General features: G+C 72.0%; 25 protein-coding genes and 1 pseudogene. 14 read left to right on the forward strand and 12 right to left on the reverse strand.

Annotated elements, in window-relative coordinates:
- Positions 1 to 146 precede the first annotated feature (146 nt).
- A complete protein-coding gene (locus tag C8250_RS14660; RefSeq protein WP_203218433.1) occupies positions 147 to 1148 on the forward strand; it encodes a GNAT family N-acetyltransferase in 1002 nt (333 codons plus the stop codon).
- A 142-nt stretch (positions 1149 to 1290) separates the two neighbouring features.
- Positions 1291 to 1803, forward strand: coding sequence for a DUF4240 domain-containing protein (locus tag C8250_RS14665; protein WP_138353809.1), 513 nt, complete (start codon positions 1291 to 1293; stop codon positions 1801 to 1803).
- Positions 1804 to 1884: 81 nt separating this feature from the next.
- Here C8250_RS14665 and C8250_RS14670 read toward each other — a convergent pair whose 3' ends face one another.
- Positions 1885 to 2385, reverse strand: a complete 501-nt coding sequence (locus C8250_RS14670) for a GNAT family N-acetyltransferase (RefSeq protein ID WP_138353722.1) — start codon at positions 2383 to 2385, stop codon at positions 1885 to 1887.
- A gap of 76 nt (positions 2386 to 2461) precedes the next feature.
- On the opposite strand from C8250_RS14670, the gene C8250_RS14675 reads away from it, so the two are divergent.
- Both C8250_RS14675 and C8250_RS14680 read left to right on the forward strand, forming a co-directional pair.
- Complete coding sequence (locus C8250_RS14675; protein ID WP_138353723.1) at positions 2462 to 3355, forward strand: TIGR01777 family oxidoreductase; 894 nt, start codon at positions 2462 to 2464, stop codon at positions 3353 to 3355.
- Between the two features lie 109 nt (positions 3356 to 3464).
- Positions 3465 to 4784: pseudogene (locus C8250_RS14680) on the forward strand (NAD(P)/FAD-dependent oxidoreductase); the annotation flags it as partial.
- Between the two features lie 232 nt (positions 4785 to 5016).
- On the opposite strand, the gene C8250_RS14685 reads toward C8250_RS14680, so the two are convergent.
- Positions 5017 to 6528, reverse strand: a complete 1512-nt coding sequence (locus tag C8250_RS14685; protein ID WP_138353725.1) for a regulator — start codon at positions 6526 to 6528, stop codon at positions 5017 to 5019.
- Positions 6529 to 6809: 281 nt separating this feature from the next.
- Between C8250_RS14685 and lipB the strand changes: the two genes are divergently transcribed.
- The 4 genes from lipB (at position 6810) to C8250_RS14705 (ending at position 10086) form a co-directional block, all read left to right on the forward strand.
- Positions 6810 to 7589, forward strand: coding sequence for a lipoyl(octanoyl) transferase LipB (lipB, locus tag C8250_RS14690; protein ID WP_138353726.1), 780 nt, complete (start codon positions 6810 to 6812; stop codon positions 7587 to 7589).
- Between the two features lie 233 nt (positions 7590 to 7822).
- Positions 7823 to 8800 carry a lipoyl synthase gene (lipA, locus tag C8250_RS14695; RefSeq protein WP_138353727.1) on the forward strand — a complete coding sequence of 326 codons (978 nt, stop codon included), beginning with the start codon at positions 7823 to 7825 and terminating at the stop codon, positions 8798 to 8800.
- Positions 8801 to 9014: 214 nt separating this feature from the next.
- On the forward strand, positions 9015 to 9257 hold the full coding sequence (locus C8250_RS14700; protein ID WP_138353728.1) for a hypothetical protein: 243 nt from the start codon (positions 9015 to 9017) through the stop codon (positions 9255 to 9257).
- A gap of 148 nt (positions 9258 to 9405) precedes the next feature.
- Positions 9406 to 10086 (forward strand): DUF4191 domain-containing protein, encoded by a 681-nt coding sequence (locus tag C8250_RS14705; protein WP_138353729.1) that lies wholly within the window; start codon positions 9406 to 9408, stop codon positions 10084 to 10086.
- 114 nt (positions 10087 to 10200) lie between these two features.
- Here C8250_RS14705 and C8250_RS14710 read toward each other — a convergent pair whose 3' ends face one another.
- A complete protein-coding gene (locus tag C8250_RS14710) occupies positions 10201 to 10668 on the reverse strand; it encodes an RDD family protein (RefSeq protein ID WP_138353730.1) in 468 nt (155 codons plus the stop codon).
- A 213-nt stretch (positions 10669 to 10881) separates the two neighbouring features.
- Here C8250_RS14710 and glnA point away from each other — a divergent pair, with 213 nt between their 5' ends.
- Positions 10882 to 12291 carry a type I glutamate--ammonia ligase gene (gene glnA / locus C8250_RS14715; RefSeq protein WP_138353731.1) on the forward strand — a complete coding sequence of 470 codons (1410 nt, stop codon included), beginning with the start codon at positions 10882 to 10884 and terminating at the stop codon, positions 12289 to 12291.
- 476 nt (positions 12292 to 12767) lie between these two features.
- On the opposite strand, the gene C8250_RS14720 is transcribed toward glnA, so the two are convergent.
- The gene (locus tag C8250_RS14720) at positions 12768 to 13928 is read right to left on the reverse strand and encodes a GDSL-type esterase/lipase family protein (protein WP_244809143.1); all 1161 of its coding nucleotides are present in this window, start codon (positions 13926 to 13928) and stop codon (positions 12768 to 12770) included.
- A gap of 193 nt (positions 13929 to 14121) precedes the next feature.
- Positions 14122 to 15132, reverse strand: coding sequence for a DUF5937 family protein (locus tag C8250_RS14725; protein ID WP_138353733.1), 1011 nt, complete (start codon positions 15130 to 15132; stop codon positions 14122 to 14124).
- An 88-nt stretch (positions 15133 to 15220) separates the two neighbouring features.
- On the opposite strand from C8250_RS14725, the gene C8250_RS14730 reads away from it, so the two are divergent.
- Positions 15221 to 16486 carry an MFS transporter gene (locus C8250_RS14730; RefSeq protein WP_138353734.1) on the forward strand — a complete coding sequence of 422 codons (1266 nt, stop codon included), beginning with the start codon at positions 15221 to 15223 and terminating at the stop codon, positions 16484 to 16486.
- A gap of 109 nt (positions 16487 to 16595) precedes the next feature.
- On the opposite strand, the gene C8250_RS14735 is transcribed toward C8250_RS14730, so the two are convergent.
- The 3 genes from C8250_RS14735 to C8250_RS14745 all read right to left on the reverse strand — a co-directional run bounded on the left by C8250_RS14735 (position 16596) and on the right by C8250_RS14745 (position 19653).
- Positions 16596 to 17897: a HAMP domain-containing sensor histidine kinase gene (locus tag C8250_RS14735; RefSeq protein WP_138353810.1), complete on the reverse strand. Its 1302-nt coding sequence runs from the start codon at positions 17895 to 17897 to the stop codon at positions 16596 to 16598.
- A 59-nt stretch (positions 17898 to 17956) separates the two neighbouring features.
- Complete coding sequence (locus C8250_RS14740) at positions 17957 to 18694, reverse strand: hypothetical protein (RefSeq protein ID WP_138353735.1); 738 nt, start codon at positions 18692 to 18694, stop codon at positions 17957 to 17959.
- Between the two features lie 227 nt (positions 18695 to 18921).
- Positions 18922 to 19653 (reverse strand): helix-turn-helix domain-containing protein, encoded by a 732-nt coding sequence (locus C8250_RS14745; RefSeq protein ID WP_244809145.1) that lies wholly within the window; start codon positions 19651 to 19653, stop codon positions 18922 to 18924.
- A 65-nt stretch (positions 19654 to 19718) separates the two neighbouring features.
- On the opposite strand from C8250_RS14745, the gene C8250_RS14750 reads away from it, so the two are divergent.
- Together C8250_RS14750 and C8250_RS14755 are read left to right on the forward strand one after the other, a co-directional pair.
- Complete coding sequence (locus tag C8250_RS14750; RefSeq protein WP_198357137.1) at positions 19719 to 20723, forward strand: DMT family transporter; 1005 nt, start codon at positions 19719 to 19721, stop codon at positions 20721 to 20723.
- Positions 20720 to 21769, forward strand: a complete 1050-nt coding sequence (locus C8250_RS14755) for a S66 peptidase family protein (RefSeq protein ID WP_138353736.1) — start codon at positions 20720 to 20722, stop codon at positions 21767 to 21769. Before C8250_RS14750 ends, C8250_RS14755 begins: the two co-directional genes overlap by 4 nt.
- Before the next feature lie 81 nt (positions 21770 to 21850).
- Here C8250_RS14755 and C8250_RS14760 read toward each other — a convergent pair whose 3' ends face one another.
- On the reverse strand, positions 21851 to 22876 hold the full coding sequence (locus C8250_RS14760) for an NADPH:quinone reductase (RefSeq protein WP_138353737.1): 1026 nt from the start codon (positions 22874 to 22876) through the stop codon (positions 21851 to 21853).
- A 210-nt stretch (positions 22877 to 23086) separates the two neighbouring features.
- On the opposite strand from C8250_RS14760, the gene C8250_RS14765 reads away from it, so the two are divergent.
- Positions 23087 to 23401 (forward strand): antibiotic biosynthesis monooxygenase family protein, encoded by a 315-nt coding sequence (locus tag C8250_RS14765; protein ID WP_138353738.1) that lies wholly within the window; start codon positions 23087 to 23089, stop codon positions 23399 to 23401.
- The gene (locus C8250_RS14770; protein ID WP_138353739.1) at positions 23398 to 23883 is read left to right on the forward strand and encodes a group II truncated hemoglobin; all 486 of its coding nucleotides are present in this window, start codon (positions 23398 to 23400) and stop codon (positions 23881 to 23883) included. The genes C8250_RS14765 and C8250_RS14770 overlap by 4 nt, the downstream gene beginning before the upstream one ends.
- A gap of 193 nt (positions 23884 to 24076) precedes the next feature.
- Here C8250_RS14770 and C8250_RS14775 read toward each other — a convergent pair whose 3' ends face one another.
- The 3 genes from C8250_RS14775 to C8250_RS14785 form a co-directional block, all read right to left on the reverse strand.
- Entirely contained in the window at positions 24077 to 24508 is a 432-nt protein-coding gene (locus C8250_RS14775; protein ID WP_187144841.1) for a hypothetical protein, read from the reverse strand.
- A 96-nt stretch (positions 24509 to 24604) separates the two neighbouring features.
- A complete protein-coding gene (locus C8250_RS14780) occupies positions 24605 to 25492 on the reverse strand; it encodes a Gfo/Idh/MocA family oxidoreductase (RefSeq protein WP_138353740.1) in 888 nt (295 codons plus the stop codon).
- Positions 25489 to 25848, reverse strand: a complete 360-nt coding sequence (locus C8250_RS14785; RefSeq protein WP_138353741.1) for an isomerase — start codon at positions 25846 to 25848, stop codon at positions 25489 to 25491. Before C8250_RS14785 ends, C8250_RS14780 begins: the two co-directional genes overlap by 4 nt.
- Positions 25849 to 25877 lie beyond the last annotated feature (29 nt).

Here is a 25877-nt window from a genome sequence, read left to right on the forward strand (position 1 = left end):
TGAGGACGGTCCGGCAGAGCGGACCACCTTGCCCTCGGGCTCGTCATTCGCCTTGTCGGCCACGCCGCACCTCCTGTAGTGGTACGTACTGCATGACCGTCGCAGCCATACCCGGCACCCTGTGCCAGGTTTCCTCCGGAGGCATCTTGCCGCTTCACATAGATCTGCTGACCGACCCCACCGGCGCGCAGCTCCGCGACTGGCACCAGGTGCTCACCGCCGCCCTCGGCCATGACCTGCCCGGTGATCCGGTCCCCTCGTCGGACGATGTGTCCGCTCAGCTCACGACGCCGAGCGCCCACAGCCGCAAGCTGCTGTGGCTGGCGCGGAACACCGCGGGGGCGCCGGTGGGAACCGCCGCACTGCGGCTGTTCGACGAGCCGGGGCGCTCCCATCTCGCGGCGCTGGAGCTGTACTCGCACCCCGCCCACCGGCGGCTCGGCGCCGGTTCCCTGCTGCTGGACACCGCCGTGGGCGCGGCCCGCGACAACGGGCGGCGCAGCCTCGTCACCAGAACCACGGTCGGGACCCCCGGCGACCGGTTCCTGGCCACCCGCGCGTTCACCCCGGCGCTGAAGCTCACCTGGCGGCGGCTGCGGTTCGACAGCATGGACACCGCCGCGATCGGCGCGTTCGCCGGCGAGCAGCACCACGGCTACCGGCTGGAGACCTGGGAGGGCGTCGCCCCGGAAGCTCTGATCGACGGCTTCGCGCTCGCCAAGCGGGCCATGGGCGTGGGCGCCGGGCCGGCCGGCGGGATCCCCCCCGGCCATGTGCCGTGGAACGCCGAGCGGGTCCGATCCGCCTCCGAGATCTTCGCCAAGCGCGGCGAGCAGCTGATCACCGTGGCCGCGATCAGTGAGGCGGACGGCTCGGTGGCCGGGTACACCGAGCTGGTCGTACCGGCCGACGGCTCCGGCCGCGCGCTGCAGTACGACACGGCCGTCGTCCCCGGCCATCGCGGGCACGGGCTCGGGCGCTGGATGAAGGCGTCGATGATCCAGCGGATCACGTCCGAGCTGCCCGGAGTGACGGAGATCGAGACCGACAACGCCGACGACAACCGGCACATGGTGGCGATCAACACGGGGCTCGGCTTCGTGCCCGTCCGGCAGACGGTGGAGTACCAGCTGCGCCTGGCGGAATGATTTCCTCCGATCCGTCCCACGACCGCCGGGGAGCGCCCTGCGACGTCATCCGGCCATTGAGCCCAAACGTGCGTAACGACACGGGCGCATACGGGGCACTCCGCGTGCGTCCGGCCCCGGCAACCGGGAAGCTGGACGCGTGATGGACGAGACGGAGTTCTGGGAGATCATCGACAGTACGCGCGCGGCCGCGGACGGTGATCCGGAGGAACAGGCCGATCTGCTGATCGAGCGGCTCGCGCTGCTCGATCCGGACTCGGTCACGGACTTCGCGCGGCACTTCGAGACGCGCTTCGCGCGGGCCTTCCGCTGGGACGTGTGGGGCGCCGCCGACATCATGCTGGGCGGCGCCGACGACGAGGCGTTCGACTTCTTCCGCTGCTGGCTGATCGGACAGGGCCGGCACGTCTTCGAGGGTGCCCTGCACAGCCCCGACGACCTGGCCTTCCTCGTCGCGGAGTTCGACCCGGAGGTCGACGGCGACGCCGAGGAGCTGGGTTACGCGGCGGACGAGGCGTACGAGCAGCTGACCGGGGTGCGGCTGCCCGACCTGGAGCTGCCGCCGCCCGGTGACCCGGAGGGCGAGCAGCTGGACATGGACGACACGGACCTCATGGCGGACCGGTTCCCCAAGTTGTGGGCCCGCTTCGGCTGACCGGACCGCCCGGCTGACCGGACCGCCCGGCCGGAGGAGCCGCTGACCGGACCGCCTGAGCCGGCCGGCCGACCGGCCCGCCTACGCAGCGGCGAAGTCCAGCGGCCGGCCCATCAGCACGTCGTCCACGTACGCGCCTTCCAGCAGGAACTCGCCCGGCAGGACGCCCTCGACCGCGAACCCCATCGACTCGTAGAGCCGCCGCGCCGGAGCGTTGTGGCCCAGCACCCGCAGGGTCATCCGGGTCGCGCCCTGCCGGCCCGCCTCGTGCAGCGCCGCGGCCATCAGCCTGCGGGCGATGCCCCGGCCGCGGGCCCAGGTGTCCACCGCGAGCCCCTGTATCTGGCGGACGTGCGCGTTGCACGGCAGCGGGGTGGGCGGCACGATCCGCACATAACCGGCCACCCGCCCGTCGACCTGCGCGACGAGGATCTCCTCCGGCGTATGGCGCTCGTCGTAGAACGGCTTGCCGGGGTCGGGAGGCGGCTGCACCGCGTGCAGCGAGGACCAGGTGCGGACATCGATCCCGACGAGGTCGGCCTCGTCGGCGTAGGTCGCCGAACGGACCATCACATCTGACATGCCGGCAACTCTGCCACGTGCGGCTCCCGGCCCCCAGAGCGCCCCGCCGGGTCCCGTCGCGGGGCAGAATGGCCCCATGCGTATCGCAGTCACCGGCGCGTCAGGCCTGATCGGTTCCGCCCTCGTCCGCTCCCTCGGCACCGACGGGCACGTGGTCGTCCGCCTGGTCCGGCGCGAACCCGCCGGCCCCGACGAGGTCCGCTGGGACCCCGCCCGCCAGTCCGTGGACACCAAGGGGCTGACGGGCTGCGACGCGGTCGTCCACCTCGCCGGCGCGGGCGTCGGCGACCACCGCTGGACCGCCGCGTACAAGAAGGAGATCCACGACAGCCGGGTCCTCGGCACCACCGCCATCGCCCGGGCCGTCGCGTCCCTCGACACCCCGCCCAAGGTCTTCGTCTGCGGCACCGCGCTCGGCTACTACGGCGACACCGGCGACCGCCGCACGGACGAGGACGGCCCGGCCGGCGCGGGCTTCCTCGCCGGCGTCGTCCAGGACTGGGAGGCCGCCGCGGAACCCGCGGCCGCGGCCGGCATCCGGACCGTCTTCGCCCGCACCGGCCTCGTCGTGTCCCGCCGGGGCGGCGCCTGGGGACGGCTGTTCCCGCTCTTCAACGCCGGTCTCGGCGGCCGGCTCGGCGACGGGCGCCAGTACTGGAGCTTCATCTCCCTGCACGACGAGATCGCCGCGTTCCGCCACATCATCGACACCGCGAGCCTCTCGGGACCGGTGAACCTGACGGCGCCTGAACCCCTCACCAACCGCGAGGTGACCGCCGCGATGGGCCGCGTCATGCACCGGCCCACCCTCGCCACCGTCCCCGCGTTCGCCCTGCGCATCGCGCTCGGCGAGTTCTCCCAGGACGTCCTGATGAGCCAGCGGGTGGTGCCGCGGCGGCTGCTCGACTCGGGCTTCTCCTTCGCGTTCCCGGGCATCGAGGAGAGCATCCGGGCCGCGTTCGGGCACTGAGTGCCGAAAGGCTGAATCGCACCGTGCACCTGGTGCATCAGCCACGTGTGATGAGGGCATGACCCCTACCAGCGCCAGCTGACGCGAGCGGGGAACGAAGCCAACCTCCGGGAGGGGCATCGTGCTCTCAACAGCACGGCAAGCGGACGTCGTCGTGATCGGGGCCGGGCTCGCGGGCCTCGCAGCGGCGCACCATCTGATCAGTGCGGGGCTGACCGTCACCGTGCTGGAAGCGGGATCCCGGGTCGGCGGCCGGATGGCCACCGACACCGTGGACGGTTTCCGGCTCGACCACGGTCCACAGCTGCTCAACACGTCGTACTCCGAACTCCGGCGCACCCCGGGGCTCCAGGGGCTGCGGCTGCGCCCGTTCGCCCCCGGCGCCCTGGTGCGGGCCGGCGGCCGCGGCTACCGCGTCGGCGACACCCGCGGCACCCGGGCCCGGGCCGTGCTCTCCGCCGCCAGGACCCCGCTCGGCGACACCCTCGACCGGGCGGGGCTCGGCACCGCGCTCAACCGGCTGGCCGCCACCTCCACCGCCCGGCTCCTCGCCCGGCCCGAGACCACCACGGCCGCCGCACTCGCCGCCCGTGGCTTCGCCCCCCGGCTCCTCGACGGATTCGTCCGCCCCCTGCTCAACGCCCTGCTCTGCGACCCGGACCTCACCACGTCCAGCCGGTGCGCCGACCTCGTGCTGCGCGGCTTCGCCCGCGGCGGAACGTGCCTGCCCGCCTCCGGCGCGGCCGCCGTCCCGCACCGCCTCGCCGCCGCCCTGCCGCCGGGCACCGTGCGCCTCGGCGTCCGGGCCACCGCCGTCTCCGTCAACGCCGTCGCCACCGACGGCCGCGGATCCGGCGAACTGCCCTGCCGAGCCGTGGTGGTGGCCACCGGCGCCCGCGCCGCCGGCGAACTCCTCCCCGGCCTCCGGGTACCCAGCTTCCACGCCGTAACCGTCGTCCACCACGCCGCGCCCAGTTCCCCGCTGCGCGAGCCCCTGCTGGTCCTCGACGCCGACCGGCACGGTCCCGTCTCGCACACCCTCCCGGCCAGCGAACTCGACCCCTCCCGCGCCCCGTCAGGACGCGCCCTCGTCACCTCCGTCCTCCTCGGCCCCCAGGAGGACGGCCGCACCGACGACATTGCCGTCCGCAAGCACCTGGCCGAGCTGTACGAAACCTCGACGGACGACTGGGAACCCCTCGCCACCCACCACGACCCCGAGGCCGTCCCCGTGATGACCGCCCCCCACGACCTCCGACGCCCCGTCCGGCTCCTGTGCGGCCTCTACGTCTGCGGCGACCACCGCGACACCAGCACCGTCCAAGGCGCCCTCCTCTCCGGCCACCGCGCCGCCACCCACCTCCTGGCGGACTTCGGCCTCCACCCGGCCCTGGTGACGTCCCCCCAACCGGCGGAGGAGGCGGCGTAGAGCCACGCGCCTCCGACGTGAGGACACGGACACCAGCACCCACCCCTTCCCGCAGGCCGGAGCGGGCGTGAGGTGACCGGGGCCGGAGGGGTGGGGCTTCGACATGCTGCCGAGCTGTTTGTGAGCCGCTGGGGACACCCCCGGCCGAAGGCTGGGGGACCGTGAACAGTCGATTCCGAAGGCCGGCACCGCAGGACCCGGTCACCGCACCCCCGACCGGCCCGAAGGAACCTCAGCCCACGGCCAACCCCAGCGCCGCCGCCCGCTCGTAGAACCCCCGCGCCGCCCCCGTCTCCCGAAACGGCTCCAACCGCCGCCCGAAGTCCCGCACATACTCCACCGCCCGGGTCGACCGCATCTCGGTCGCCTGCTGCATCGCCTCTCCTCCGAGCGCACACGCCAGATCCACCTCCCCCAACCCCAACCGCGCAGAAGCCAGCACCGTCCGGCAGAACACCCGGCTCCGCGCGTACGCCGGCCCCCGCAACTGCAGCGAGCGCTCCGCGTACTGGGCCGACGCCCGGTACTGCTGCAGATCCCGGTGGCAGTGGCCGAACTCGTCCGCGAGCTGCGCCTCGTCGAAGAACCGTGCCCAGTACGGGACTTCGTCCCCCGCCCGGGCCGCCTCCAGCGAGCGCTCCGCGCGCGCCAGCGCGGCCGAGCAGGCCCGCACCTCGCCCAGCAGCCCGTGCCCGCGCGCTTCCGCCGCGTGCAGAAGGGCCTGTACGACGGCGGGCGCGCTCGTGCCGACCCCCTGCTGCGCCACCCGCGCGAGCTGGACCGCCTCGCGCCCGTGCCCGAGGTAGACCGCCTGACGGCTCATCGTGACGAGGACGTAGCCGCCGTAGACGCGGTCGCCGGACGCCTGGGCGAGGCGCAGGGCCTGGACGAAGTAGCGCTGCGCGAGGCCGTGGGCGCCGATGTCGTAGGAGGTCCAGCCGGCCAGCCGCGTCAGGTCGGCGACCGCGCCGAACAGCCGCCGTCCGAGCGCCTCGCCGTACGTGCCGCGCAGCATCGGCTCGGCCTCGTGTTCGAGGTAGCGGACGAGCGCCTGACGGGCGTGGCCGCCGCCGTAGGTGTTGTCGAGGGTCCGGAAGAGGTCGCCGACGGAGCGCAGCGCGGCGATGTCGCCCATGGTGACGCGCTGGCGGGAGACGGCGGCGCGGGCCGGCCCGTGGCCGCCGCGCGTCTGCGCGGGGATCCGGGCCCGGCCGGTGCGCTCCGCCTCCGACCCCCCGGAACCACCACCGACCGCACCACCGGCACCACTACTGGCGCCACTGCTCACCCCGTGCGCCACATGCTCGTCCGCCCGCCCGATGAGCCAGTCGCGGCTCGGCACCACCAGCCCGGCCGGTGTGAAGGCGATCTTGCGCAGCTCGGCCTGGCTACCGGTGTCTTTCCGCCACAGTCCGCTGATGATGTCGATGGCTTCTTCCGGTCCTGCGGCGAACTCCAGGCCCGCGTAGACCGGCGCGCACGCGTCGAGCCCGAGATCCTGAGCGGACAGCCGCCGCCCGAGCCGTCGCGTGAAAACCTCCGCGATGAGCGCGGGGGTGGTGCCGCGCGGCTGCTGGCCGCGCAGCCAGCGCGTCACGGAGGTCTTGTCGTAGCGCAGGTCCAGGCCGTGCTCGATCCCGAGCTGGTCGACCCGGCGGGCGAGCCCCGCGTTGGAGAAGCCGGCCTCGGTGATCAGGGTGGCGAGCTGGCGGTTGGGCGAACGCTGCGGGGATCGGTCCGTCATCGGCTGCGCGGTCCACTTCCTTCGAAGGACTCCGGAACGGCGTGAATGTAACGGCCTGTAGTGCCGCGCTCACCACCAGAGCCTCAGATTCCCCCGAATGGGTGACAGCCCAGCCCATTGACTTGCAAAGCCGTATCTTCCGGTCACCGACCGTGGTACCGACGCCCACCCGAACAACTCCGGCCCGCCCCCCACCCCAGCTTCCCCGGCCCCTTGAAGGCGGCCTTCGGCCCGGTCGTACAGTTGCAGGGGCGCTAACGAGGCGACTACGAGGAGCTGACGTGACTGACCTGCACTTTGTCCACCTGGGCTTCGGGGCGGACGCCGTCGAATACCAGGAGGCATGGCAGGAGCAGCGCAGGGTGCACGCCGCGCGCTTCGAGGACGAGATCCCCGACACCTGCCTCCTCCTCGAACACCCGCCGGTCTACACCGCGGGCCGTCGCACCGCCGACAACGAGCGCCCGCTGGACGGCACGCCGGTCGTCGACGTGGACCGCGGCGGCAAGATCACCTGGCACGGTCCCGGCCAGCTCGTCGGCTACCCGATCCTCAAGCTGCCGCGTCCGGTCGACGTCGTCGCGCACGTCCGGCGGCTCGAGGACGCGCTGATCCTGACCTGCGCCGAGTTCGGCCTGGAGACCACCCGCATCGAGGGCCGCAGCGGCGTCTGGGTGCTGGGCGACCCCGTCGAGCAGCGCCCGGTGGGCGGCCTGACCCTGGACTTCGACCCCCGTCTGGCCGACGACGAGTTCGACCCGCGGCTGAACGGCCCGGAGTACGCCCCGTCCAACGCCGGCCAGCGCCGCGAGGACCGCAAGCTCGCGGCCATCGGCATCCGGGTCGCCAAGGGCGTGACGATGCACGGCTTCGCGATCAACTGCGACCCGGACAACACCTGGTTCGACCGGATCGTGCCGTGCGGCATCCGCGACGCCGGAGTCACCTCGCTCTCCAACGAGCTGGGCCGCGACATCTCCGTCACCGACGTCGTGCCGGTGATCGAGAAGCACCTGCGGGCGGTGCTGGAGACCGCGGCGCCGCTCCCGCGCGCCGTGTAGGGCGGGGGCAGGGCACCAGGGGCCGTCCGCGGGCTCGCGGGTGGTGCCGGGCACGACGTCCTCCCGGGGACCGTGCGGGACCACTCCTGGCCTTCACCCCGGCCCTCACTCCCTTGGGGGAATGCCCCCATGAGCCTGTTGGTTGGCTCTGTTCGTATAGGTACAAACAACGGGCGTACCCTGGGGTTCGCCGAAGATTCGAAGACACGCTGGTGGAAGGGGAGTACCGGACGATGTCCGCTGTCGCACCCGACGGACGCAAGATGCTGCGCCTGGAAGTCCGGAACGCTCAGACCCCCATCGAGCGCAAACCCGAGTGGATCAAGACCCGGGCGAAGATGGGCCCCGAGTACACCAAGATGCAGGCGCTCGTGAAGAGCGAAGGCCTGCACACCGTGTGCCAGGAGGCCGGCTGCCCCAACATCTACGAATGCTGGGAGGACCGCGAGGCCACCTTCCTCATCGGCGGCGACCAGTGCACCCGGCGCTGTGACTTCTGCCAGATCGACACCGGCAAGCCGGCCGCGCTGGACCTCGACGAGCCGCGCCGCGTCGGCGAGTCCGTCGTGACCATGAACCTGAACTACGCCACGATCACCGGCGTCGCCCGCGACGACCTGGAGGACGGCGGCGCCTGGCTCTACGCGGAGACCGTCCGCCAGATCCACGCGCAGACCGCCGAGCGGGCCGAGGGCTTCACCAAGGTCGAGCTGCTGATCCCGGACTTCAACGCGGTCCCCGAGCAGCTCGCCGAGGTCTTCTCGTCCCGGCCCGAGGTGCTCGCGCACAACGTCGAGACCGTGCCACGCATCTTCAAGCGGATCCGTCCCGGCTTCCGTTACGAGCGCTCCCTCGAAGTGATCACCAGGGCTCGCGAGGCCGGGCTGGTCACCAAGTCCAACCTGATCCTGGGCATGGGCGAGGAGCGCGAAGAGGTCAGCCAGGCGCTGCGGGACCTGCACGACGCCGGCTGCGAGCTGATCACCATCACGCAGTACCTGCGGCCCTCGCCGCGGCACCACCCCGTCGAGCGCTGGGTGAAGCCGCACGAGTTCGTGGAGCTCAAGGACGAGGCCGACCAGATCGGCTACGCCGGCGTCATGTCCGGGCCGCTGGTCCGTTCTTCGTATCGTGCGGGCCGGCTCTTCCAGCAGGCGATGGACCGCCGCCGGGCGACGGGCGAGCAGTCGGTGGCGGCCCAGTCCGTCTGAGGTCCCGTGTGAGACCCCTCACGGTGACGCGGTGCGGCCACGCACCGCGTCACCATCCCCGCCAGGCATGCGGCGCGGCGAAGCGGAATCAGGCACGCGGCAAGGTTTCATGCGAGATTGACCGTGCGGTCACGGGCTGGTAACACAATGTGGCGAGCCTGGTTCACGCACACCCATGCGATTGCGATTCCGAGGCGTCCTGAGGGGGACCCCCATGCAGGTCGAGTCCGCACAACTCCGCCAGAGCACCCTCCACCCCACAGTCACCGTCACCGGAGCCCTGCGCGCCATGGAGGCACTGCTGCTGGGCGGGGGCCAGCAGACCGCCCGTCGCAACGCCTGGTCGGCCGTGGTCGAGGACCGCCGCCGGGCCAAGGACCGGCGTGAGGTGCAGCACGTGATCGAGGCGCTGAACGCGCCCGCCGCCGTCCGTAACACGGGGCCGGATTCCTTCTGAGCGCTGGTCCCGATCCCTTCCGGGCACAGGCTGAGCACCGGGCTCCGTTCCTTCCGGGCACAGCACCGGCTTCCCCCTGACGGGCCGGCCGGTCCCTTGAGGGCCACCGATGCGCCCACCGGCGCGCGGGCCACGTATCCTGTGCCGCATGGCGAGGAAGGAAACATCCGAGAACCCTGGGCGGCTTCAGCAGATCGCTCAGACCTACAAGATGACCAGGCGGGCCGACTCCAAGGTCGGGCTCGTCGTAGCGGCTGTGGGAATCGTCACCTTCGGTGTCGTCCTCGCCCTCGGCTTCTTGATCGACCACCCCATCTACGCGGGCATCCTGGGCTTGCTGTTCGCGTTCCTCGCGATGGCCATCGTCTTCGGCCGCCGGGCCGAGAAGGCCGCCTTCGGGCAGCTCGAGGGCCAGCCGGGTGCCGCCGCGGCGGTGCTGGACAACGTGGGCCGCGGCTGGACCGTGACCCCGGCGGTCGCGATGAACAAGAGCCAGGACGTGGTGCACCGTGCGGTCGGCAAGGCCGGCGTGGTGCTGGTCGGCGAGGGCAACCCGAACCGGGTGAAGGCCCTGCTGGCCGCCGAGAAGAAGAAGGTGGCGCGCGTCGTGTTCGACGTGCCGATCACCGACATCATCGTCGGCAACGAAGAGGGCCAGGTCCCGCTCAAGAAGGTGCGTACGACGCTGCTCAAGCTGCCGCGCGTGCTGGCAGGACCGAAGGTCACCGAGGTCAACGACCGTCTGCGGTCGCTCGGCACCCTCATGAGCAACATGCCGATCCCGAAGGGTCCGATGCCGAAGGGCATGCGGATGCCGAAGGGCCGCTGAACCCCGGAACACCGACCACAACGCCCTCGTGGGCCGGGCGAGCCGTAGGCGGCTCGGCCAGGCCCACGAGGGCGTTCACGTTGGCGGGGGCTCGCCGACGCTTGACGCGCTCGCCTAGATCCGGACCTGAACGGCCTGCGCGGCCTTGTCGTGCAGGCCGCGGCCGTCGCGGTCCCACACCAGCGCGGGGATCACCAGCAGCAGGAGGACCGTACGGAGCACCACCGGGCCGATGCGGAGCCGCCCGCCGTCGACACGGACCACCCGCAGGCCGAGCAGCCGCTTACCGGGCGTGCTGCCGACGGTACCGAGGGCCACGACGCTCAGGGCGCCGAAGAGTGCCAGCGTCCAGGGATTGGACCCCTGGACGTCACGATGCGCGATCAAGCCGTATGCGATCACCAGACACAGCATCCAGTCGATGAACACCGCCGCGAACCGCCGGCCGACGGTGGCCAGCGAACCCGGCCCGTCCTTCGGCAGTCCCAGCCGTTCACCCCGGTAGCCGAAATCCGTGCCCATCTGCTCGGCGGCCGCGCGCGGTCCCGAGAGCCACGACCCGAGTGCTTCCCTGTTGTCCACCCGTCCACCGTACTGTGCCGCCCCGGGTCACCCGTACGGTGCCTTCACCGCCCGCGCGCGCCACCTACGACCTAGCGGTTAACCTCGTCGAAACAAATGGGTCATGCTTGGGAAATCCTCGATCCCTATGGTCGGGGCCAGCGTGCGCCATCGCACTGGCCGCGCCTCGTGTTGCCATCCCGGACTCTTCGAGCCGGGTCTAGGAGGAGTTGGATGTTCCAGAACGCCGACGACGTCAAGAAGTTCATCGCGGACGAGGACGTCAAGTTCGTAGACGTCCGCTTCTGTGACCTGCCCGGAGTCATGCAGCACTTCACGGTCCCGGTCAGTACCTTCGACCCGACCGAGACGCTGATGTTCGACGGGTCGTCGATCCGCGGCTTCCAGGCCATCCACGAGTCCGACATGGCGCTCGTTCCTGACCTCACCACGTCGCGCCTGGACTCGTTCCGCAAGGACAAGACGCTCAACATCAACTTCTTCATCCACGACCCGATCACCGGCGAGCAGTACAGCCGTGACCCGCGGAACGTGGCGAAGAAGGCCGAGGCCTACCTCGCGTCGTCCGGCATCGCCGACACCGCGTACTTCGGCCCCGAGGCCGAGTTCTACGTGTTCGACAGCGTGCGCTTCGCGACCAACGCCAACGAGTCGTACTACCACATCGACTCCGAGGCCGGCGCCTGGAACACGGGCTCCGAGGACAACAACCGCGGCTACAAGGTCCGCTACAAGGGCGGGTACTTCCCGATCCCGCCGGTCGACCACTTCGCCGACCTCCGTGCCGAGATCTCCCTGGAGCTGGAGAAGTCCGGCCTGCAGGTCGAGCGTCAGCACCACGAGGTGGGCACGGCCGGCCAGGCCGAGATCAACTACAAGTTCAACACGCTGCTCGCAGCGGCCGACGACCTCATGCTCTTCAAGTACATCGTGAAGAACGTCGCCTGGCGCAACAACAAGACCGCGACCTTCATGCCGAAGCCGATCTTCGGCGACAACGGCTCGGGCATGCACGTCCACCAGTCGCTGTGGACCGACGGCGTGCCGCTGTTCTACGACGAGCAGGGCTACGCGGGCCTCTCGGACACCGCCCGCTACTACATCGGCGGCATCCTCAAGCACGCCCCGTCACTCCTCGCCTTCACCAACCCGACGGTGAACTCGTACCACCGTCTGGTGCCCGGCTTCGAGGCCCCGGTCAACCTGGTCTACTCCCAGCGCAACCGTTCCGCCGCGATCCGCATCCCGATCACGGGCGCGAACCCGAAGGCCAAGCGCATCGAGTTCCGCGCGCCGGACCCGTCGTCCAACCCGTACCTGGCCTTCTCGGCGCTCCTGATGGCCGGCCTCGACGGCATCAAGAACAAGATCGAGCCGGCCGAGCCGGTCGACAAGGACCTCTACGAGCTCGCCCCCGAAGAGCACGCGGGCGTCCCCCAGGTCCCGACCTCGCTCCCGGCCGTCCTCGAAGCCCTCGAGAACGACCACGAGTACCTGCAGGCCGGCGGTGTCTTCACCAGCGACCTGATCGAGACCTGGATCGACTACAAGCGCACCCAGGAAATCGCCCCCATCGCCCTCCGCCCGCACCCGCACGAGTTCGAGATGTACTTCGACCTCTAAACGGCGCCGCGCGCACCTGAGCCCTGGTGCTCTCCCCACGGAGAGCACCAGGGCTCAGTGCTGTGCTGGAAGGGGCCGACGGCCACCCAGACCAGCCTTCACTGGTAGACGGCGACGATCGGAACGTTCCGGGCCGCGGCAGTATTCGCGTGACTTGGCCGTTCTTTGATGGGCGGCGTTGGGGTCGGACGGGGCGGGTCGGCGGTCTTGCGGAGCCATTTTCCGTTGGTTTCACGATGACTTGGGCGGAAATGGGCTACAAGTGCGGGTTGCTGATGAGGATTCCGGGATCTGGATCAGGGGCCGTCGTGCCAGCCTCCGTACCCGTCGAGCGAGATCGGCGCTTCTTCTGCTGGTCAGCCCCGCCGGACAAGGGTCCACCATGTTCGCGGCGGCGCCGCGGTTCGACCACCGCACCGGTCCGCTGGCGACCGAGGGGGAGTTGCAGCGCGGCGCCATCCGCTAGAGACGGTGGGTCACTTGGCGTTCAGATACATCCCTGTGGAGTCCCGGCCCGCCGTGTTGCGGCAGTAGTAGTAGTTACCAGTGGGGTGGGCGTTCAACTGGGTCAGGCAGCTGCCGAGGGCGAGCTCGCCGTAGTAGTTCGGGTGCATCGACTCCTGGACGGTTCCCTGGGAGCTGCTCAGGCCGGCGTCGACGAAGCGCGCCCACTCACTGGTGGTGGCGGACGGCGCCGCGCCCGGGGTGGCGAGGCTGGACGTCTTGGCGCAGACCTCGCGGCCCTGCAGCATGTCGCGCAGGTCCATGAACTGCACGCCCTTGGTGGCCGCGACGCCGGCGAGCGCGTTGGAGATCTGCGGGACCATCGAGTCGCGGGCCCAGTCGGCGTCACCGTTCCAGAACGGGCAGCCGCCGGTGCTGGCCCGGCTCCAGCCGCTCTCCGGGTAGCGCATCTCGGTGCTGCGCGGGATCGGGGACGGGTAGGACTGCAGCACGATGCGGTAGTCGCCCGACGCGTAGCCGTCAGCGGTCATCACGGCGCGGATCTCGTCGATCGACTTGCCGACGCCCGCCATGGCCGCGCTCATCCTGGAGTCGATGGCGCTCTGCTGGCTGGTGTGGCAGTAGGAGTACCAGATCAGGTAATCCTTGACGCAGGTCGAGATGACGTCCGAGAAGCCGAGGTCGTTGCCGCCGATCGAGAGGGTGATCAGCTTGACGGTGTTGTTCGCGGCGATCGAGGCCAGCTGGTCGGCCTGTGGCGCCTCGCCCTTGAAGGACTGGCCGCCGTTGCCCGCCCGGAAGACGTTGGCGGTGGTGGCGCCGGAGCAGGCGATGTTGACCGCTCCGGCCAGGCTGTTGATCTCGGCGGAGTCCGATCGGTCGCACCCGCTCGCGTAGGTGCTGCCGTAGACCGTGGTGGGGTCGTAGGTGCTGCCGCCGGTCCAGGCACGGTCGGTACCGTCGCGGCTGCCACTGGCGGTGTCGCTGTTGCCCTTCCAGCGACCGGCCTCTCCGGAGATGTAGCTGTCGCCCATCGACACCCTCACGACCGGTCCGGTGGCGGCTTGCGCGGGGGCCGCGACGGCCAGCAGGCCGGCGGCGACGAGGGGTAGCGCGAGGGCTGCGGCAAGCAGTCGCGTTGTTCTGCTGGTTCTGTGACGGCGTTCGGGCACGGCGGAACTCCTGCGGACGGCCTCCCGCATGGTGGGGTCGGGAGGCTCTGGGTGAGGGTGGGCCGCCGGCCGGTGGCGCGAGGAATGTGACACGTCCAACGGGGTTACCGCTAGGTAGCTGCAGCACCTTTTCCGCTCTGTTACTGACCAGTTCAGATCAGTCGCGGGGCGCCCCCCACCGTTTCCCTGGGCGTCAGGCCCCGTCGGGCGGGCCCTGGTCGGTGCCTGCGGCGAGGGCGTCGCCCAGGGGGGTTCGGTAGTAGAGGACGGAGCGGCCGGAGCGGGCTCGGTGGAGGAGGCCGGCTTTGCGGAGGACGGTCAGGTGGTCGCCGACCGCGCCGGGGGCGAGGCGCAGGGTCTGGGCGAGTTGTGTGGTGCTCGCGGGCTGGTCCAGGGCGGACAGCAGCCGGGAGCGCGAGCGGCCGAGGAGTCCGGCGAGGGCGTCCGGTTCGACGGAGTCGGGTGTCTCCCACAGCGCGGCCGTGCCCCGGGCGGGGTAGATGATCGCCTTCGGCCAGGGGTCGTCGACGTAGGTGGCCAGGTGGGGCCAGACGAAGACCGACGGGATGAGCAGCAGCCCCTCACCCGCGAGGGTGGTGACGCTGGCAGGTGACGACGACGTCCGCAGGATGTCGATACCGCCGTCGCGCCAGCGCATGTCGGGGTGGAAGCCGTCGAGGGCGGCCGCCCAGCCCGAGCGGCCGAGCTGGCCGACCCGGTGGACGACATCGCGCTCGCAGATGGCGCGCAGCTGCGGCCAGTCGCGGGCCAGCAGACCGTGCCAGGCCTGGTCCAGGGCGTCGGCCACCCGCTCGACGACCGCGTCGCCGCGCAGGGTCGCCAGCACCCGCGGATCGCGGGACGGGCGCGCGGCGAGGCACAGTTCGGCTTCCTCGTGGGCCTGGGACAGGCTCGTGGCGCGGATCGCGGCGAGGTCGTCGTCCCAGGTCTGGGCGAGGCCGCGGGGCGGCAGGGCGACGAAGTTGGCGCCGAAGGTGCGGGTGTGGAGCGCGAGCGCCGCGTCGATATCGGTGTCGCGGCGCAGCTGCTGGAAGACCGGCATCAGCCGGGCCGACCAGGCGGCCGGCAGCCGCTGCCGGGTCCGGCCCTCCAGATACCGCAGGAGGTTGCACAGCTCGAAGGCCGGCGACAGCGCGAACCTGCTGCGCAGCAGATCGTCGGTACCGAACTCGAATCGCCGCATGCCCCGAGCCTACGTCGGCGGGCGGGCGGGCTTACGTCCCGTGGCGTAAGAATCGCCCCGGCGGGGGCGCCGGGAACAGGCTGCCCGTATGACGTTCACCCCTGCCCCGCCCCGGCGGACCACCTACCGGGAAGTGCTGGCCGACCAGCGCTTCCGGCTGCTCTTCGTCACCAGGACGGTGACGATCACCGCCGACGCGCTGCGGATCCTGACCCTCTCGGTACTGATCTTCGCGACCACCGGCTCACCGCTCATGGGCGCCCTGACGTTCGGCATCGGTTTCCTCCCGCAGCTCGCCGGCTCGATGCTGCTCGGTTCGCTCGCCGACCGGGTCCGGCCGCGGCGGCTGATCGCCGCGGGTTATCTGCTGGAGTTCGCCGCCGCCGTCGCGATGGCGCTGGCCCATCTGCCGGTGGTGTTCATCCTGCTGCTCGTCGCCGTCGTGGCCTTCCTGACGCCGGTCTTCCAGGGCGCGTCCAACCGCCTCGTCGCCGACACACTGACCGGTGACGCGTACGTGCTGGGGCGGTCGCTGTCCAGCATGTCGTCGTCCGGAGCCCAGTTGCTCGGGCTCGCGGGCGGCGGGATCGCCGTGACGTTCCTGGGCTCGCGGCACGCGCTGCTGCTGAGCGCGGGCGCGTATCTCGTCGCGTCGGTCGCCGTACGGCTGCGGCTGCCCGACCTGCCGGCCCCCGACAAGGGGTCCGGATCCGGGTCCCGCTCCGGGTCCGGCTCCCTGGTGCGGCACAGCTGGTCGGGCAACCGGGCGCTGTTCGCGAACCCCCGGGTGCGGAAGCTGCTGCTCGCGCAGTGGCTGCCGTCCGCCTTCGCGGCCAGCGCCGAGAGCCTCGTCGTCCCCTTCGCGGGGTGGCGCGGATTCCCGGACGGAACCGCCGGGTTCCTGCTGGCGTGCCTGCCGGTCGGCATGCTTCTCGGCAATCTTGTGGTCGGCCGCTTCGTGCTGCCCGCGACCCGCGAACGCCTGGTCGCCGTGCTGGTCGCGGTCATCGGTCTGCCGCTGGCCGGCTTCGCCTTCGGTCCGCCGTGGCCGGTCTGCGCGGTCCTGCTGCTGGTCACCGGTACTGGATTCGCGTACAGCCTGGGGCTCCAGCGCTCGTTCCTCGACGCGCTCCCGGAGGACAGCCGCGGGCAGGCGTTCGGGCTGCTCAGCTCCGGCATGATGACCGTGCAGGGGGTGGGGCCCGCGGTCTTCGGGGCGGCCGCCGAGGTGGTGTCCGTGGGGGCCGCCATCTCGCTCGCCGGAATCGCGTCGCTGGCCATGGCCGGCTATCTGGCCCGGGAGTCCCGCGGCGCCCGGCTGAGTCCTGCGGAGACCGCCGCCGGGACCGGATGAGGCACTACCGGGCGGGACCGGATGAGGCTGTACCGGGCGGTACCGGATGAAGCACTACCGGGCGGTATCGGATGGGCCCCACCGGGTGGGCTCTGCACGGGTGGTGGCGTCAGGACAGCGGGCCCGCGCCCGAGCCTGCCCCCGGGTCCGTGCTCTCCTCCGGGGTGGGGAGGGTGAGGGTGGAGACGGCGCCGCCGTCGGGCGCGTTGGCGAAGCTCAGCTCGGCCCCGATGGTGCGGGCCTGGCCGACGGCGATCGTCAGACCCAGGCCGTGCCCCTTGTTGCTGTTGCTGGTGGGCTCGGTACGGAAGCGCTGCGGGCCGTGGTCGATCAGATAGCCGGGATAACCGTCGCCGTGGTCCCGGACGGAGACGACGGGGCCGTCGACGGTGATCACCACCGGCGGACGGCCGTGCCGGTAGGCGTTGCCGATCAGGTTGCCGAGGACCCGTTCCAGCCGCCGCTGGTCGGTGATGAGGCAGATGTCGCGGACGACGCGCACCTCGGCGGACAGTCCCGAGGCGGCTACGGCGCGTTCGGCGAGCAGCCCCAGGTAGTGGGCGTCCGGTTCGACCTTCTCGGTACGGGAGTCGAGCCGGGAGATCTCCAGCAGGTCCTCGGTGAGCCGGCGCAGCGCCTGGACCCGGTCCTGGACCAGCTCGGTGGGCCGGCCGGGCGGCAGCAGTTCGGCAGAGGCGTGCAGACCGGCGAGCGGGGTGCGCAGTTCATGAGCCACGTCGGCGGTGAAGCGCTGCTCGCTCTGCAGCCTGAGCTGCAGCGAGGCGGCCATCGCGTCCAGCGCCGCGGAGACGGCGGCGACCTCGTCCTGGGCGTTGGCGGGACCGGCGGTGCGGGGATCGGCCACCCGGGCGTCGAGGTCGCCCGCGCTGATCCGGCGGGCGACGGCGGCGGTCCGGTGCAGTCGGCGGGTCACCCGCGAGACGGCGAAGATCCCGATCAGCAGGGTGCCGCCGATGGCCAGCACGGACGACAGGATGATCGCCCGGTCCAGCCCGCGGATGCTCTCCGCGCTGCGCGTGTAGTCGAGCGGTACTGCCAGCGCCTTTCCGCCGGCCGGACCCGCCGCCCACATCGTGCGGCGGCCGTCGACGTCGCCGAACATGGTGCCGCGCTCGCCGCGCAGCGCGAGGTCCCGGAGCTTGTCGGGCAGGTCCGGCGGGTTCAGCGCGGTGCCGCGGCGCAGCGGGTCGCCCGCTATGTACGCCTGGGTGGCGGTGTCGAGCCGGCTCAGGGCGGCGGTGCGGGCCTGGTGGACGGTCTGCCGGGTGACCATGACGTGCACGAGCATGCCGAGGACCACCGCGACGACGCAGCACATCGCGGTGATGAAGACGGCGGCCTTCCAATAGAGGGTCGCGGTCCAGGCCGGCAGCCGCCCGCGCAGTCTCATCGGGCGCTCGCGGAGGCTCACCGGGCGTTCGCGCGGCTTCACCGGGCGCTCGCGCAGCCTCATCGGGACCGCTTCCACGAGGAGTCGGTGTCGCCGCTGTCCGGTGCGTAGTCACGGCGGCCGTGGCGGGGCGGGGTGGCGCGCCGGTAGTCGTCGCTCTGGATGGCCATGGCCCGCGCCTGCGGGTCCCAGGCGTAGACCGTGCGCTGCTCGTACCCCTCGGAGGGAGTGGGCTCCTGCACGATGAGGTCCCCGCCGGCCACCTGGACGGACATCGGCTTCGTCACGGTGGCGAGGATGCGGGTGAGCACGCCGTTGTGGAGCGTGTAGCAGCGCAGTGCGAGGAAGCCGTCGACCATGTCGATACCGAGGACGGCGTCGGCCTTCCCATCGCCCGTCAGGTCGTAGTACTCGGGGCTGCGGATCGGGCATCCTTTGCGCCCCGCGGAGCCCTCCTCGCAGGCGTCGGCCTTCGCCGCGGTCTCCTCGTCGAGCGCGTCCGCCCCGGAGAGCGCGTCCGGAGCGACGGCCATCTCGGCCTGGATCACGGCGACAGGGTCCACGCTCCTGATGTCCCCAGAGGTCACCTTGGGTATGCCGGGCACCGGAACGGGCCGTTCGTTCTCCGACTCCCCGGGCGGCTCCGTGGCCGGCGGCCGGTTCGGCCACAGCTTGGCGGGGGCGGACGCGACGGGCGTCGGCCCGGCGCTCTCGGCGTCATTCGTCGCGGAGCACCCGGTCATCAGCACGGCGGCGCCCGTCCCCAGCAGGGCGAGCACGGTGCGGACGGCGGACAAGTCTCTCCCTGCGGCGGTCGGGGGGGGTGGGCGGATCGGGACGCGGATCGGTGCGCTGATCCGGGCGTGGATCGGGACGCGGATCGGTGCGTGCATCGCGATGATCCAGCTCCATTGTCCGACAGCCTCGTGCCGCGGGCCCGGCGCGGAGGTGTGCCGGTGGTCACGCCACCTCCAGCGGATGACGTGTGCCGGTCACGCCACCTCCAGCGGATGACGTGTGCCAGTCACGCCACCTCCAGCAGATCCGGCTCGATGCCCAGCGTCCGGTGCAGTTCTCCCAGGCCCAGCGGGGTGACCCGGACGGCGCGGCGGGTGCCGATACGGGTGGCCCAGCCCCGGTCGAGGACGAGGCGGCACAGCTCGGCGCCGGCCGTGCCGGCCAGATGGGGGCGGCGTTCCGTCCAGTCCAGGCAGGGCCGGGCGAGCGGCCGGCGGGAGGGCGGGGCGGGGCTGTCGTACGCGGACAGGTCGGCGCCGAGGCCGGTGAGCCAGACCAGTCCCGGCCCGGTGAGGGAGAAGCCGGCGTCCTGGCTCAGCAGGCCGCGCCCGGTCATCGCGTCGGTGATCGCGACCCCGAGCCGGCCGGCCAGATGGTCGTAGCAGGTGCGGCCCCTGGCCAGGGCCTGGCCCGCCGAATGGGCGCGCAGCCCGCCGCCGGCCGCCGCTTTAGGCGGCCTGACGTGGGCGGCCAGGTCCTCGATCATGCGGGCGGTGTCGGGGTCGGCGAGCCGGACGTAACGGTGTCTGCCCTGCCGTTCCTGGACCAGCAGGCCGCCGTCGACGAGCCGGGTGAGGTGCTCGCTGATGGTGGACGGCGCGACCCCGCAGTGCCGGGCCAGTTCGCCGGACGTCCAGGCGCGGCGGTCGAGCAGGGCCAGACAGACGGAGGCGCGGGTCTCGTCGGCGAGCAGCGCCGCCAGGGCGGCCAGGGTGGTGGGTGTGCGCGGACCGGTCATGCCGCCCATCATCGCCCCCCGATACTTCGGCACCCGCCGAAACGTCCGGCCCCTAGTTTTCCGGCATGGACTTCATGAGAACGCGTGGCGGACAAGGCCGGGGCCGGGAGCGCTGGTGGGACGCGCTCGTGCTGCTCGCGGTGATCTGGGGCAGCAGCTTCCTGCTGATGAAGGTGGGGGTGGGCGTCCTGCCGCCCGCCTACGTGACGCTGGTGCGGCTGGTCGTCGGCGCGGTGACGCTGCTGGTGTGGCTGCGGGCCACCGGCGGCCGGCTGCCGCGCGGCGCCAGGGTGTGGGGGCATCTGGCGGTGACCGGGGCGCTGGTGAACGTCGCGCCGTTCACCCTGTTCGCCTGGGGTGAGCAGCGGGTCTCCTCGGTCGTCGCCGGAATCTTCAACGCCGCGACGCCGCTGCTGACGATGCTGGTGGTGACCGTCGTCCTGCCCGGGGAGCGGCCGGGAGCGCGCCGGCTGCTCGGGATGCCGATCGGCTTCGCGGGCGTCCTGGTGGTCCTCGGGGTGTGGCGCGGCGCCGACGGCTCGGACCTGGCGGGGCAGCTGGCCTGCCTCGCGGCGGCCGGCTGTTACGCGGTGGGCTTCCCGTACGCGCAGCGCTTCCTGGCCGGGCGCCCCGAGTCCACCGTCTCGCTCTCCGCCGCCCAGGTCGTGGTGGCGACGGTGGAGGCCGCCGTCCTGGCGCCGCTCGTCTCCGGCGGGCTGCCGGCCACCGGCCCCGACGGCTGGACGCCGTCCGCCGTCGTCGCCCTGCTGCTGCTCGGCGTGCTCGGCACCGGGGTGGCGTATCTGCTGAACTACCGGATCATCCGCCGCGCGGGAGCCGTGGCCGCGTCCACCGTCACGTATCTGATGCCGCTGGTCGCGGTGGTGGCCGGGGCGGTGGTGCTGGGCGAGGGCATGACGTGGAACCAGCCGGTGGGGGCGCTCGTCGTGCTGCTGGGCGTCGCCGTCGGACGGCGGCGCGCGGGGAACGGGAGCGCGGCCCCAGGGGTCCGCGCCGCCCCGGAAACGCCTCGACCGGCCCGGGCCGCCGCTACTACGCTCGGCCGATGACCAGCCCCCGGTACCCCGCCAAACCACGTCCCGGCGACCGCGTCGCGGTGCTCTCCCCGTCGTCCGGCCTGCCGGGCCTGCTGCCGCTGCCGTTCGAACTCGGCCTGGACCGGCTGGAGAAGGAGTTCGGCCTGCGGGTCGTGGAGTATCCGGCGACCCGGAAGATGGGCTCCACCGCACGGGAGCGGGCCGCCGATCTGCATGCCGCGTTCGCCGATCCGGAGATCACGGCCGTGATCGCGAGCATCGGCGGCGACGACCAGATCACCGTACTGCCGCATCTGGACGACGAGTTGATCCGCGCCAACCCCAAGCCGTTCTTCGGATACAGCGACAACACCTGCCTGCTGCACCATCTGTACGGGCTCGGCATCGTCGGCTATCACGGCGGCTCGGTGATGGTGGAGCTCGGGCGGCCCGGGGCGCTGCACCCGGTGACGGCGGACTCGCTGCGGGCCGCGCTGTTCACGGCGGGCGAGTACGAGCTCACGCCGGGCGGCGAGTTCAACGAGGTCAACCGGTCCTGGGACGATCCGGCGACCTTCGACGAGGCACCGCGGATGACACCGTGCGAGGGCTGGACCTGGCACCGGCCGGACCGCGTCGTGGACGGCACGGGCTGGGGCGGGAACCTGGAGATCCTGTCGTGGCTGCTGATGGCGGGCCGGGAGACGGCGCCGGCCGGGAGCCACCGGGGCGAGGTGCTCTTCCTGGAGACGTCGGAGGAGATGCCGCCGGCGGAGGAGGTCTACCGGATCCTGCGGAACATGGGCGAGCGCGGGCTGCTGCGGCAGTTCCCCGCACTGCTGATGGGACGGGCCAAGGCCTGGGACATCGGCCGGCCGGCCCAGCTCGACACGGCGGGCCGGGAGCGGTACCGCGCCGATCAACGGGCCGCGGTCCTCCGGGCGCTGGCCGAGTACGCACCGGAGACGATGGCGGTCTTCGACGTGGACCTCGGGCACACCGACCCGCAGGTCGTCATCCCGTACGGCGGGCGGATCCGCGTCGACGGACCCGCCCGGCGTATCACGGTCGGCTACTGAGCCATGCCGCTCCGAGCCGTGCCACTCCGAGTCGTGCCACTCCAAGTTGTGCCCGGGCCGTGCCGCTCATCCGGCGGCCACTCATCCGGCGGCCACATCGATGAGGACCTTGCCGACCGCGTTGTTCTCGACGGCGGCATGCGCGTCGCCCGTCTTCTCCAGCGGGAAGCGGTGCAGCGGCAGCCCGGCGTCCTCGCCGACGCGCAGCGCGCCGTCCGCGACGGCGGCCGACACATCGGCGACGGCGTCGGCCTTCGCCCGCTCGGGGACGGTGTAGACGAGGACGCCCTGCCAGCGCAGGTTGGGCACCATCGCCTGCCGGACCGGGACGGTGATCTCGTCACCGCCGTTGTTGGCGTAGAACGCGATGACCGCGTTCGGCGCGGCGACGGCGTGGTCGATGACGGCGTTCACGGCGGGGGCGACCTCGACGATGATGTCGACGCCGTCGGGCACCAGGAGCCGGATCGTCGCGGCGGCGTCCTGGGTGCGGTAGTCGATGACGTGGTGGGCACCGGCGGCGCGGGCGAGTTCGGCCTTCCGCGTGCTGCTGACCGTTGTCACCACCGTGGCCCCGGCCCAGCGCGCCAGCTGGATCGCCGCGTTGCCGACCGCGCCCGCGCCACCCGCGACCAGTACGGTGCGGCCGTCGAGCGTGCCGGGGGCGAGGCGGTCGGGTCCGCCGTCCGCGAGCGTGAGGGTGCGGTGCGCGGTCAGCGCCGGGATGCCGAGGCTCGCGCCGAGGTCGAAGGACGCCTCGCCGGGCAGGAACACGGCCTGCCGGTCCGGGAGCACCACGTACTCCTGCGCGGTGCCCTCGCTGCGCTGCCAGGCCGCCTCCCAGATCCACACCCGCTGCCCGACGCGCTCGGGCGCCACGCCCTTGCCCACTGCGTCGATCACGCCGGCGCCGTCCTGGTTCGGGACCTGCTCGGCGCCGTCGTCCGGCCCGCCCGTCGCACCCTGGCGCGACTTCCAGTCCGTGGGATTGACGCCCGAGACATGGACCCTGACCCGGACCTCCCCCGGTCCCGGCGCCGGAATCGGGCGCTCGGTCAGGGACAGTACGTCCGGTCCGCCGGTGCTGGTGTGAACGATTGCCTTCATAGCCGTCATACCCGGTTACAAGGCCCGGAGCCCGCGGCTTCTTCCCGCGGTCCGGCGCACTAGGGGCTCCATAGGGCGGATTCCCGCCATCCGCTTGATCCGCCGACCGCGAAAGACCGTGGTTTCCGGGGCCCGGCGGGTGATCCTGGCCGAAGATCCCGCCGAGATCCCGTCGCGGGATCCCCGATCCTGAGCGAAGAAGGATGCACGATGACCGTCGAATACATCCGCTACCGCATCACCGACCCGGGCCGCCGTCCCGAATTCGAGAAGGCCTACGCGACCGCCGCCGAGCAGCTGGACCTCGCGCCGCAGTGTCTGGGCTACGAGCTCTCGCACGGCGTCGAGGAGCCCGACCGCTACATCCTCCGTATCGAATGGACCTCGGTGGAGGCCCATGAGCAGGGCTTTCGCGGTGGGCCGCAGTTCCCGCCGTTCCTGGCCGCGATCCGCCCGTACATCGGCGACATCGAGGAGATGAAGCACTACGAGCGCACCTCCGTGATCTCCGGGGACCGGGCATGAGCGCCCAGCCGGCCGCGACCGGCGGCGAGGGCGCGGAGCGCGGCAGTTTCTACGAGGCGCTGGGCGGTATCGACGGCCTGCGCAGGCTGACCGAGTCCTTCTACGTGGTGGTACGCGCCGATCCGCTGCTCGCCCCGGTCTTCGCGCACTTCACCCCGACGCACGTCGAGCATGTCGCGGTGTGGATGTCCGAGGTCTTCGGCGGCCCGGCCGGCTACACCGCCGAGCTGGGCGGCCACCCCGGTCTGATCCGCAACCACCTGGGGCTGTCCATCACGGAGGAACAGCGCGCCCGTTGGGCCGAGTTGATGATCGCCACGGCCGCGAAGGAACTGCCCGACGACGAGCTGCTGCAGCAGCGCTTCGCCGAGTACATCGAGTGGGGGACGCGGATCGCGCGGTCGGTCTCACAGCCGGGCGTCGAGCCGGGCAACCCGGGTCCGGTGCCGCAGTGGGGCTGGGACGGCCTGAAGAAGCACTAGGCCGTGTTGCGAAAGTCCCGCCTGGCCCACGACGCCTGGCACGCGCCCTCGCGGCGTTGTCGGGCTCGTCCACGTACGTCCAGTACAAGGACGACCCTCCGCCTTGCGAGCGCACGCACCAGACGCCGTGGGCCACGCCCTCCGGGCGAACGGCGCTCCTTTCGAAACACGCCCTAGCCGCGGCCGGCAGAACCTAGGACCGGGACGCCGCCACGAAGAGTCCGCCGGCGGGCTGGGCGGCGTTGTACAGCGGCTCCGGGGCGAGGTCGGCGGCCTCGGGTTCCGGCAGTACGACGGCTCCGGCGCTCGGGGTGATGCGGGGCCGGCGCGGCGAGCGGTCGCCGGACGCACCACCGTGTCCGCGGTGCACCAGGAGGCCGTTGACCGGGTCGGGCGCGGCGTCGAGCGCGGCCAGCGTGCCGGGCAGTTGGCGCCAGGCCTCCCACTGCCATTCCTCGCGGAAACGGACCTCGAGCACGACGCCCCAGGAGTGGGCATGCCACTCCCAGCTCAACGCGCCGTTGGTGACCGCCGATTCAATGAGCGACTCCGCATGGGCATCGCGCCACTGTGCGGCGGAGGTCCTGGCGTTGAGGATCTCGATCGACCACCAGTCCGCAGCCATGTCTTCGACGATAGACACGCGGGCGGCGGACGGCTAGGGCGTAGGCCGAAGGTCGGTGCCGGGCGGGTTGCTCCGACCCGCCCGGCTTCCGGTCCGTCAGCGCTTGGCGAGGGCTTCCTCCACCGCGGCGAGCGTCTCGGTGACGCGCAGCGCGAAGCGCGCGTCGCAGGGGTGCGGTTGTCCGGTGCGGGCGGCGGTGATCAGGGCGTCGATGGCGTGGTGCAGCGCCTCCACCGCTCCCTCGCCGAGTTCGGGGAGCGTGAGCACACCGCGCTCACCGCGCAGTTCGACGGTGACTCCGGCGGCCGGTTCCGGTGCGGTCAGGCTGAGGGTGGCGGTGCTGGCCGCCCCGCCCGCGTGGCGCAGCGCCAGATGGACGGTGTCGCCGCTGCCGCTGACGGCCGCGACATCGGTGACGTCGCCGAACACCGGCAGGAGCACGGACAGGGCATGCGGTCCGACGTCCCACAGCGCGCCCTTCTCGCGGCGCCACGGGGAGGCCGCGAACGGGCTGTCGCCGCCGGCGAAGACCGAGCCGAGCCAGTCGGCGCGGCCGGTGAACCAGCCGCCCGCGGCGGCCTGCTCGTCGACCCACTCCCCCGTCGTCCGGTCGAAGCGGACGGTGAAGAAGACGACGGACGCGACGCCGGACGCCTCGGCGGCCTCGACGACCGCGCGTGCTTCACCGACGGTCGCCGCGAGCGGCTTGTCGAGCAGCAGATGGCGGCCGGCCGCGGCGGCGCGGGCGGCCAGCGGGGCCTGGACGTCCGGGGGCAGCGCGATCGCGACGGCGTCCACGTCCGCGATCAGGGCGTCCACGTCGTCATAGGCGCGGGTGTCGAAGCGCGCCGCCAGGTCAGCCGCGGCCTCCGGCCTGCGGCCCCATACGCCGGTGAACTCGACCCCGGGGTGGCCGCTCAGGGCGGGCGCGTGGGCGATCTCCGCCCAGGGGCCGGTGCCGAGCAGGCCGACGCGGAACGTCATGAGGAGTGCCGCTGGTAGCTCGCGCGGTCGAGGTCACGGATCTCGACGGAGCTGTGGACGGTCAGGCCGGGCGTCGCGGCGGTGTGCTCGCGGGCGAGGGCGAGCACCGCGGTGCTCAGCTCCAGCTTCGTCTCGGGGGTGCGGCCGTCCAGCAGCGCGACCTGGATGTGGATCATCGCCTCGGCGGTCCCGCCGTCCGAGATGACGATCTCGTCCAGCGGGCGGAAGCGGGTCTTGCAGCCGGACACCTGCGCGTCCGCGATCTTGGCGACCAGCGGGTGCAGGGCCTGTGCGAAGCCCTGGCGGTCGAAGGTGTCGGTGAGGGTGGCGGAGTAGTCCACGGCTATGTGCGGCATGTCGGCAGCGTACTCAGTGATGATGGACC

It is taken from the genome of Streptomyces sp. So13.3 (assembly GCF_005860785.2).
GTDB lineage: Bacteria > Actinomycetota > Actinomycetes > Streptomycetales > Streptomycetaceae > Actinacidiphila > Actinacidiphila fildesensis.

What these genes read in the sequence shown, in the direction of transcription:
- C8250_RS14665 (WP_138353809.1), top strand. Translation starts at nt 1,291, where the DNA reads ATGGACGAGACGGAGTTCTGGGAGATCATCGACAGTACGCGCGCGGCC.
- C8250_RS14670 (WP_138353722.1), bottom strand. Translation starts at nt 2,385, where the DNA reads ATGTCAGATGTGATGGTCCGTTCGGCGACCTACGCCGACGAGGCCGAC.
- C8250_RS14675 (WP_138353723.1), top strand. Translation starts at nt 2,462, where the DNA reads ATGCGTATCGCAGTCACCGGCGCGTCAGGCCTGATCGGTTCCGCCCTC.
- C8250_RS14685 (WP_138353725.1), bottom strand. Translation starts at nt 6,528, where the DNA reads ATGACGGACCGATCCCCGCAGCGTTCGCCCAACCGCCAGCTCGCCACC.
- lipA (WP_138353727.1), top strand. Translation starts at nt 7,823, where the DNA reads ATGTCCGCTGTCGCACCCGACGGACGCAAGATGCTGCGCCTGGAAGTC.
- C8250_RS14700 (WP_138353728.1), top strand. Translation starts at nt 9,015, where the DNA reads ATGCAGGTCGAGTCCGCACAACTCCGCCAGAGCACCCTCCACCCCACA.
- C8250_RS14705 (WP_138353729.1), top strand. Translation starts at nt 9,406, where the DNA reads ATGGCGAGGAAGGAAACATCCGAGAACCCTGGGCGGCTTCAGCAGATC.
- glnA (WP_138353731.1), top strand. Translation starts at nt 10,882, where the DNA reads ATGTTCCAGAACGCCGACGACGTCAAGAAGTTCATCGCGGACGAGGAC.
- C8250_RS14725 (WP_138353733.1), bottom strand. Translation starts at nt 15,132, where the DNA reads ATGCGGCGATTCGAGTTCGGTACCGACGATCTGCTGCGCAGCAGGTTC.
- C8250_RS14730 (WP_138353734.1), top strand. Translation starts at nt 15,221, where the DNA reads ATGACGTTCACCCCTGCCCCGCCCCGGCGGACCACCTACCGGGAAGTG.
- C8250_RS14735 (WP_138353810.1), bottom strand. Translation starts at nt 17,897, where the DNA reads ATGAGACTGCGCGGGCGGCTGCCGGCCTGGACCGCGACCCTCTATTGG.
- C8250_RS14745 (WP_244809145.1), bottom strand. Translation starts at nt 19,653, where the DNA reads ATGACCGGTCCGCGCACACCCACCACCCTGGCCGCCCTGGCGGCGCTG.
- C8250_RS14750 (WP_198357137.1), top strand. Translation starts at nt 19,719, where the DNA reads ATGGACTTCATGAGAACGCGTGGCGGACAAGGCCGGGGCCGGGAGCGC.
- C8250_RS14755 (WP_138353736.1), top strand. Translation starts at nt 20,720, where the DNA reads ATGACCAGCCCCCGGTACCCCGCCAAACCACGTCCCGGCGACCGCGTC.
- C8250_RS14760 (WP_138353737.1), bottom strand. Translation starts at nt 22,876, where the DNA reads ATGAAGGCAATCGTTCACACCAGCACCGGCGGACCGGACGTACTGTCC.
- C8250_RS14765 (WP_138353738.1), top strand. Translation starts at nt 23,087, where the DNA reads ATGACCGTCGAATACATCCGCTACCGCATCACCGACCCGGGCCGCCGT.
- C8250_RS14770 (WP_138353739.1), top strand. Translation starts at nt 23,398, where the DNA reads ATGAGCGCCCAGCCGGCCGCGACCGGCGGCGAGGGCGCGGAGCGCGGC.
- C8250_RS14775 (WP_187144841.1), bottom strand. Translation starts at nt 24,508, where the DNA reads ATGGCTGCGGACTGGTGGTCGATCGAGATCCTCAACGCCAGGACCTCC.
- C8250_RS14780 (WP_138353740.1), bottom strand. Translation starts at nt 25,492, where the DNA reads ATGACGTTCCGCGTCGGCCTGCTCGGCACCGGCCCCTGGGCGGAGATC.
- C8250_RS14785 (WP_138353741.1), bottom strand. Translation starts at nt 25,848, where the DNA reads ATGCCGCACATAGCCGTGGACTACTCCGCCACCCTCACCGACACCTTC.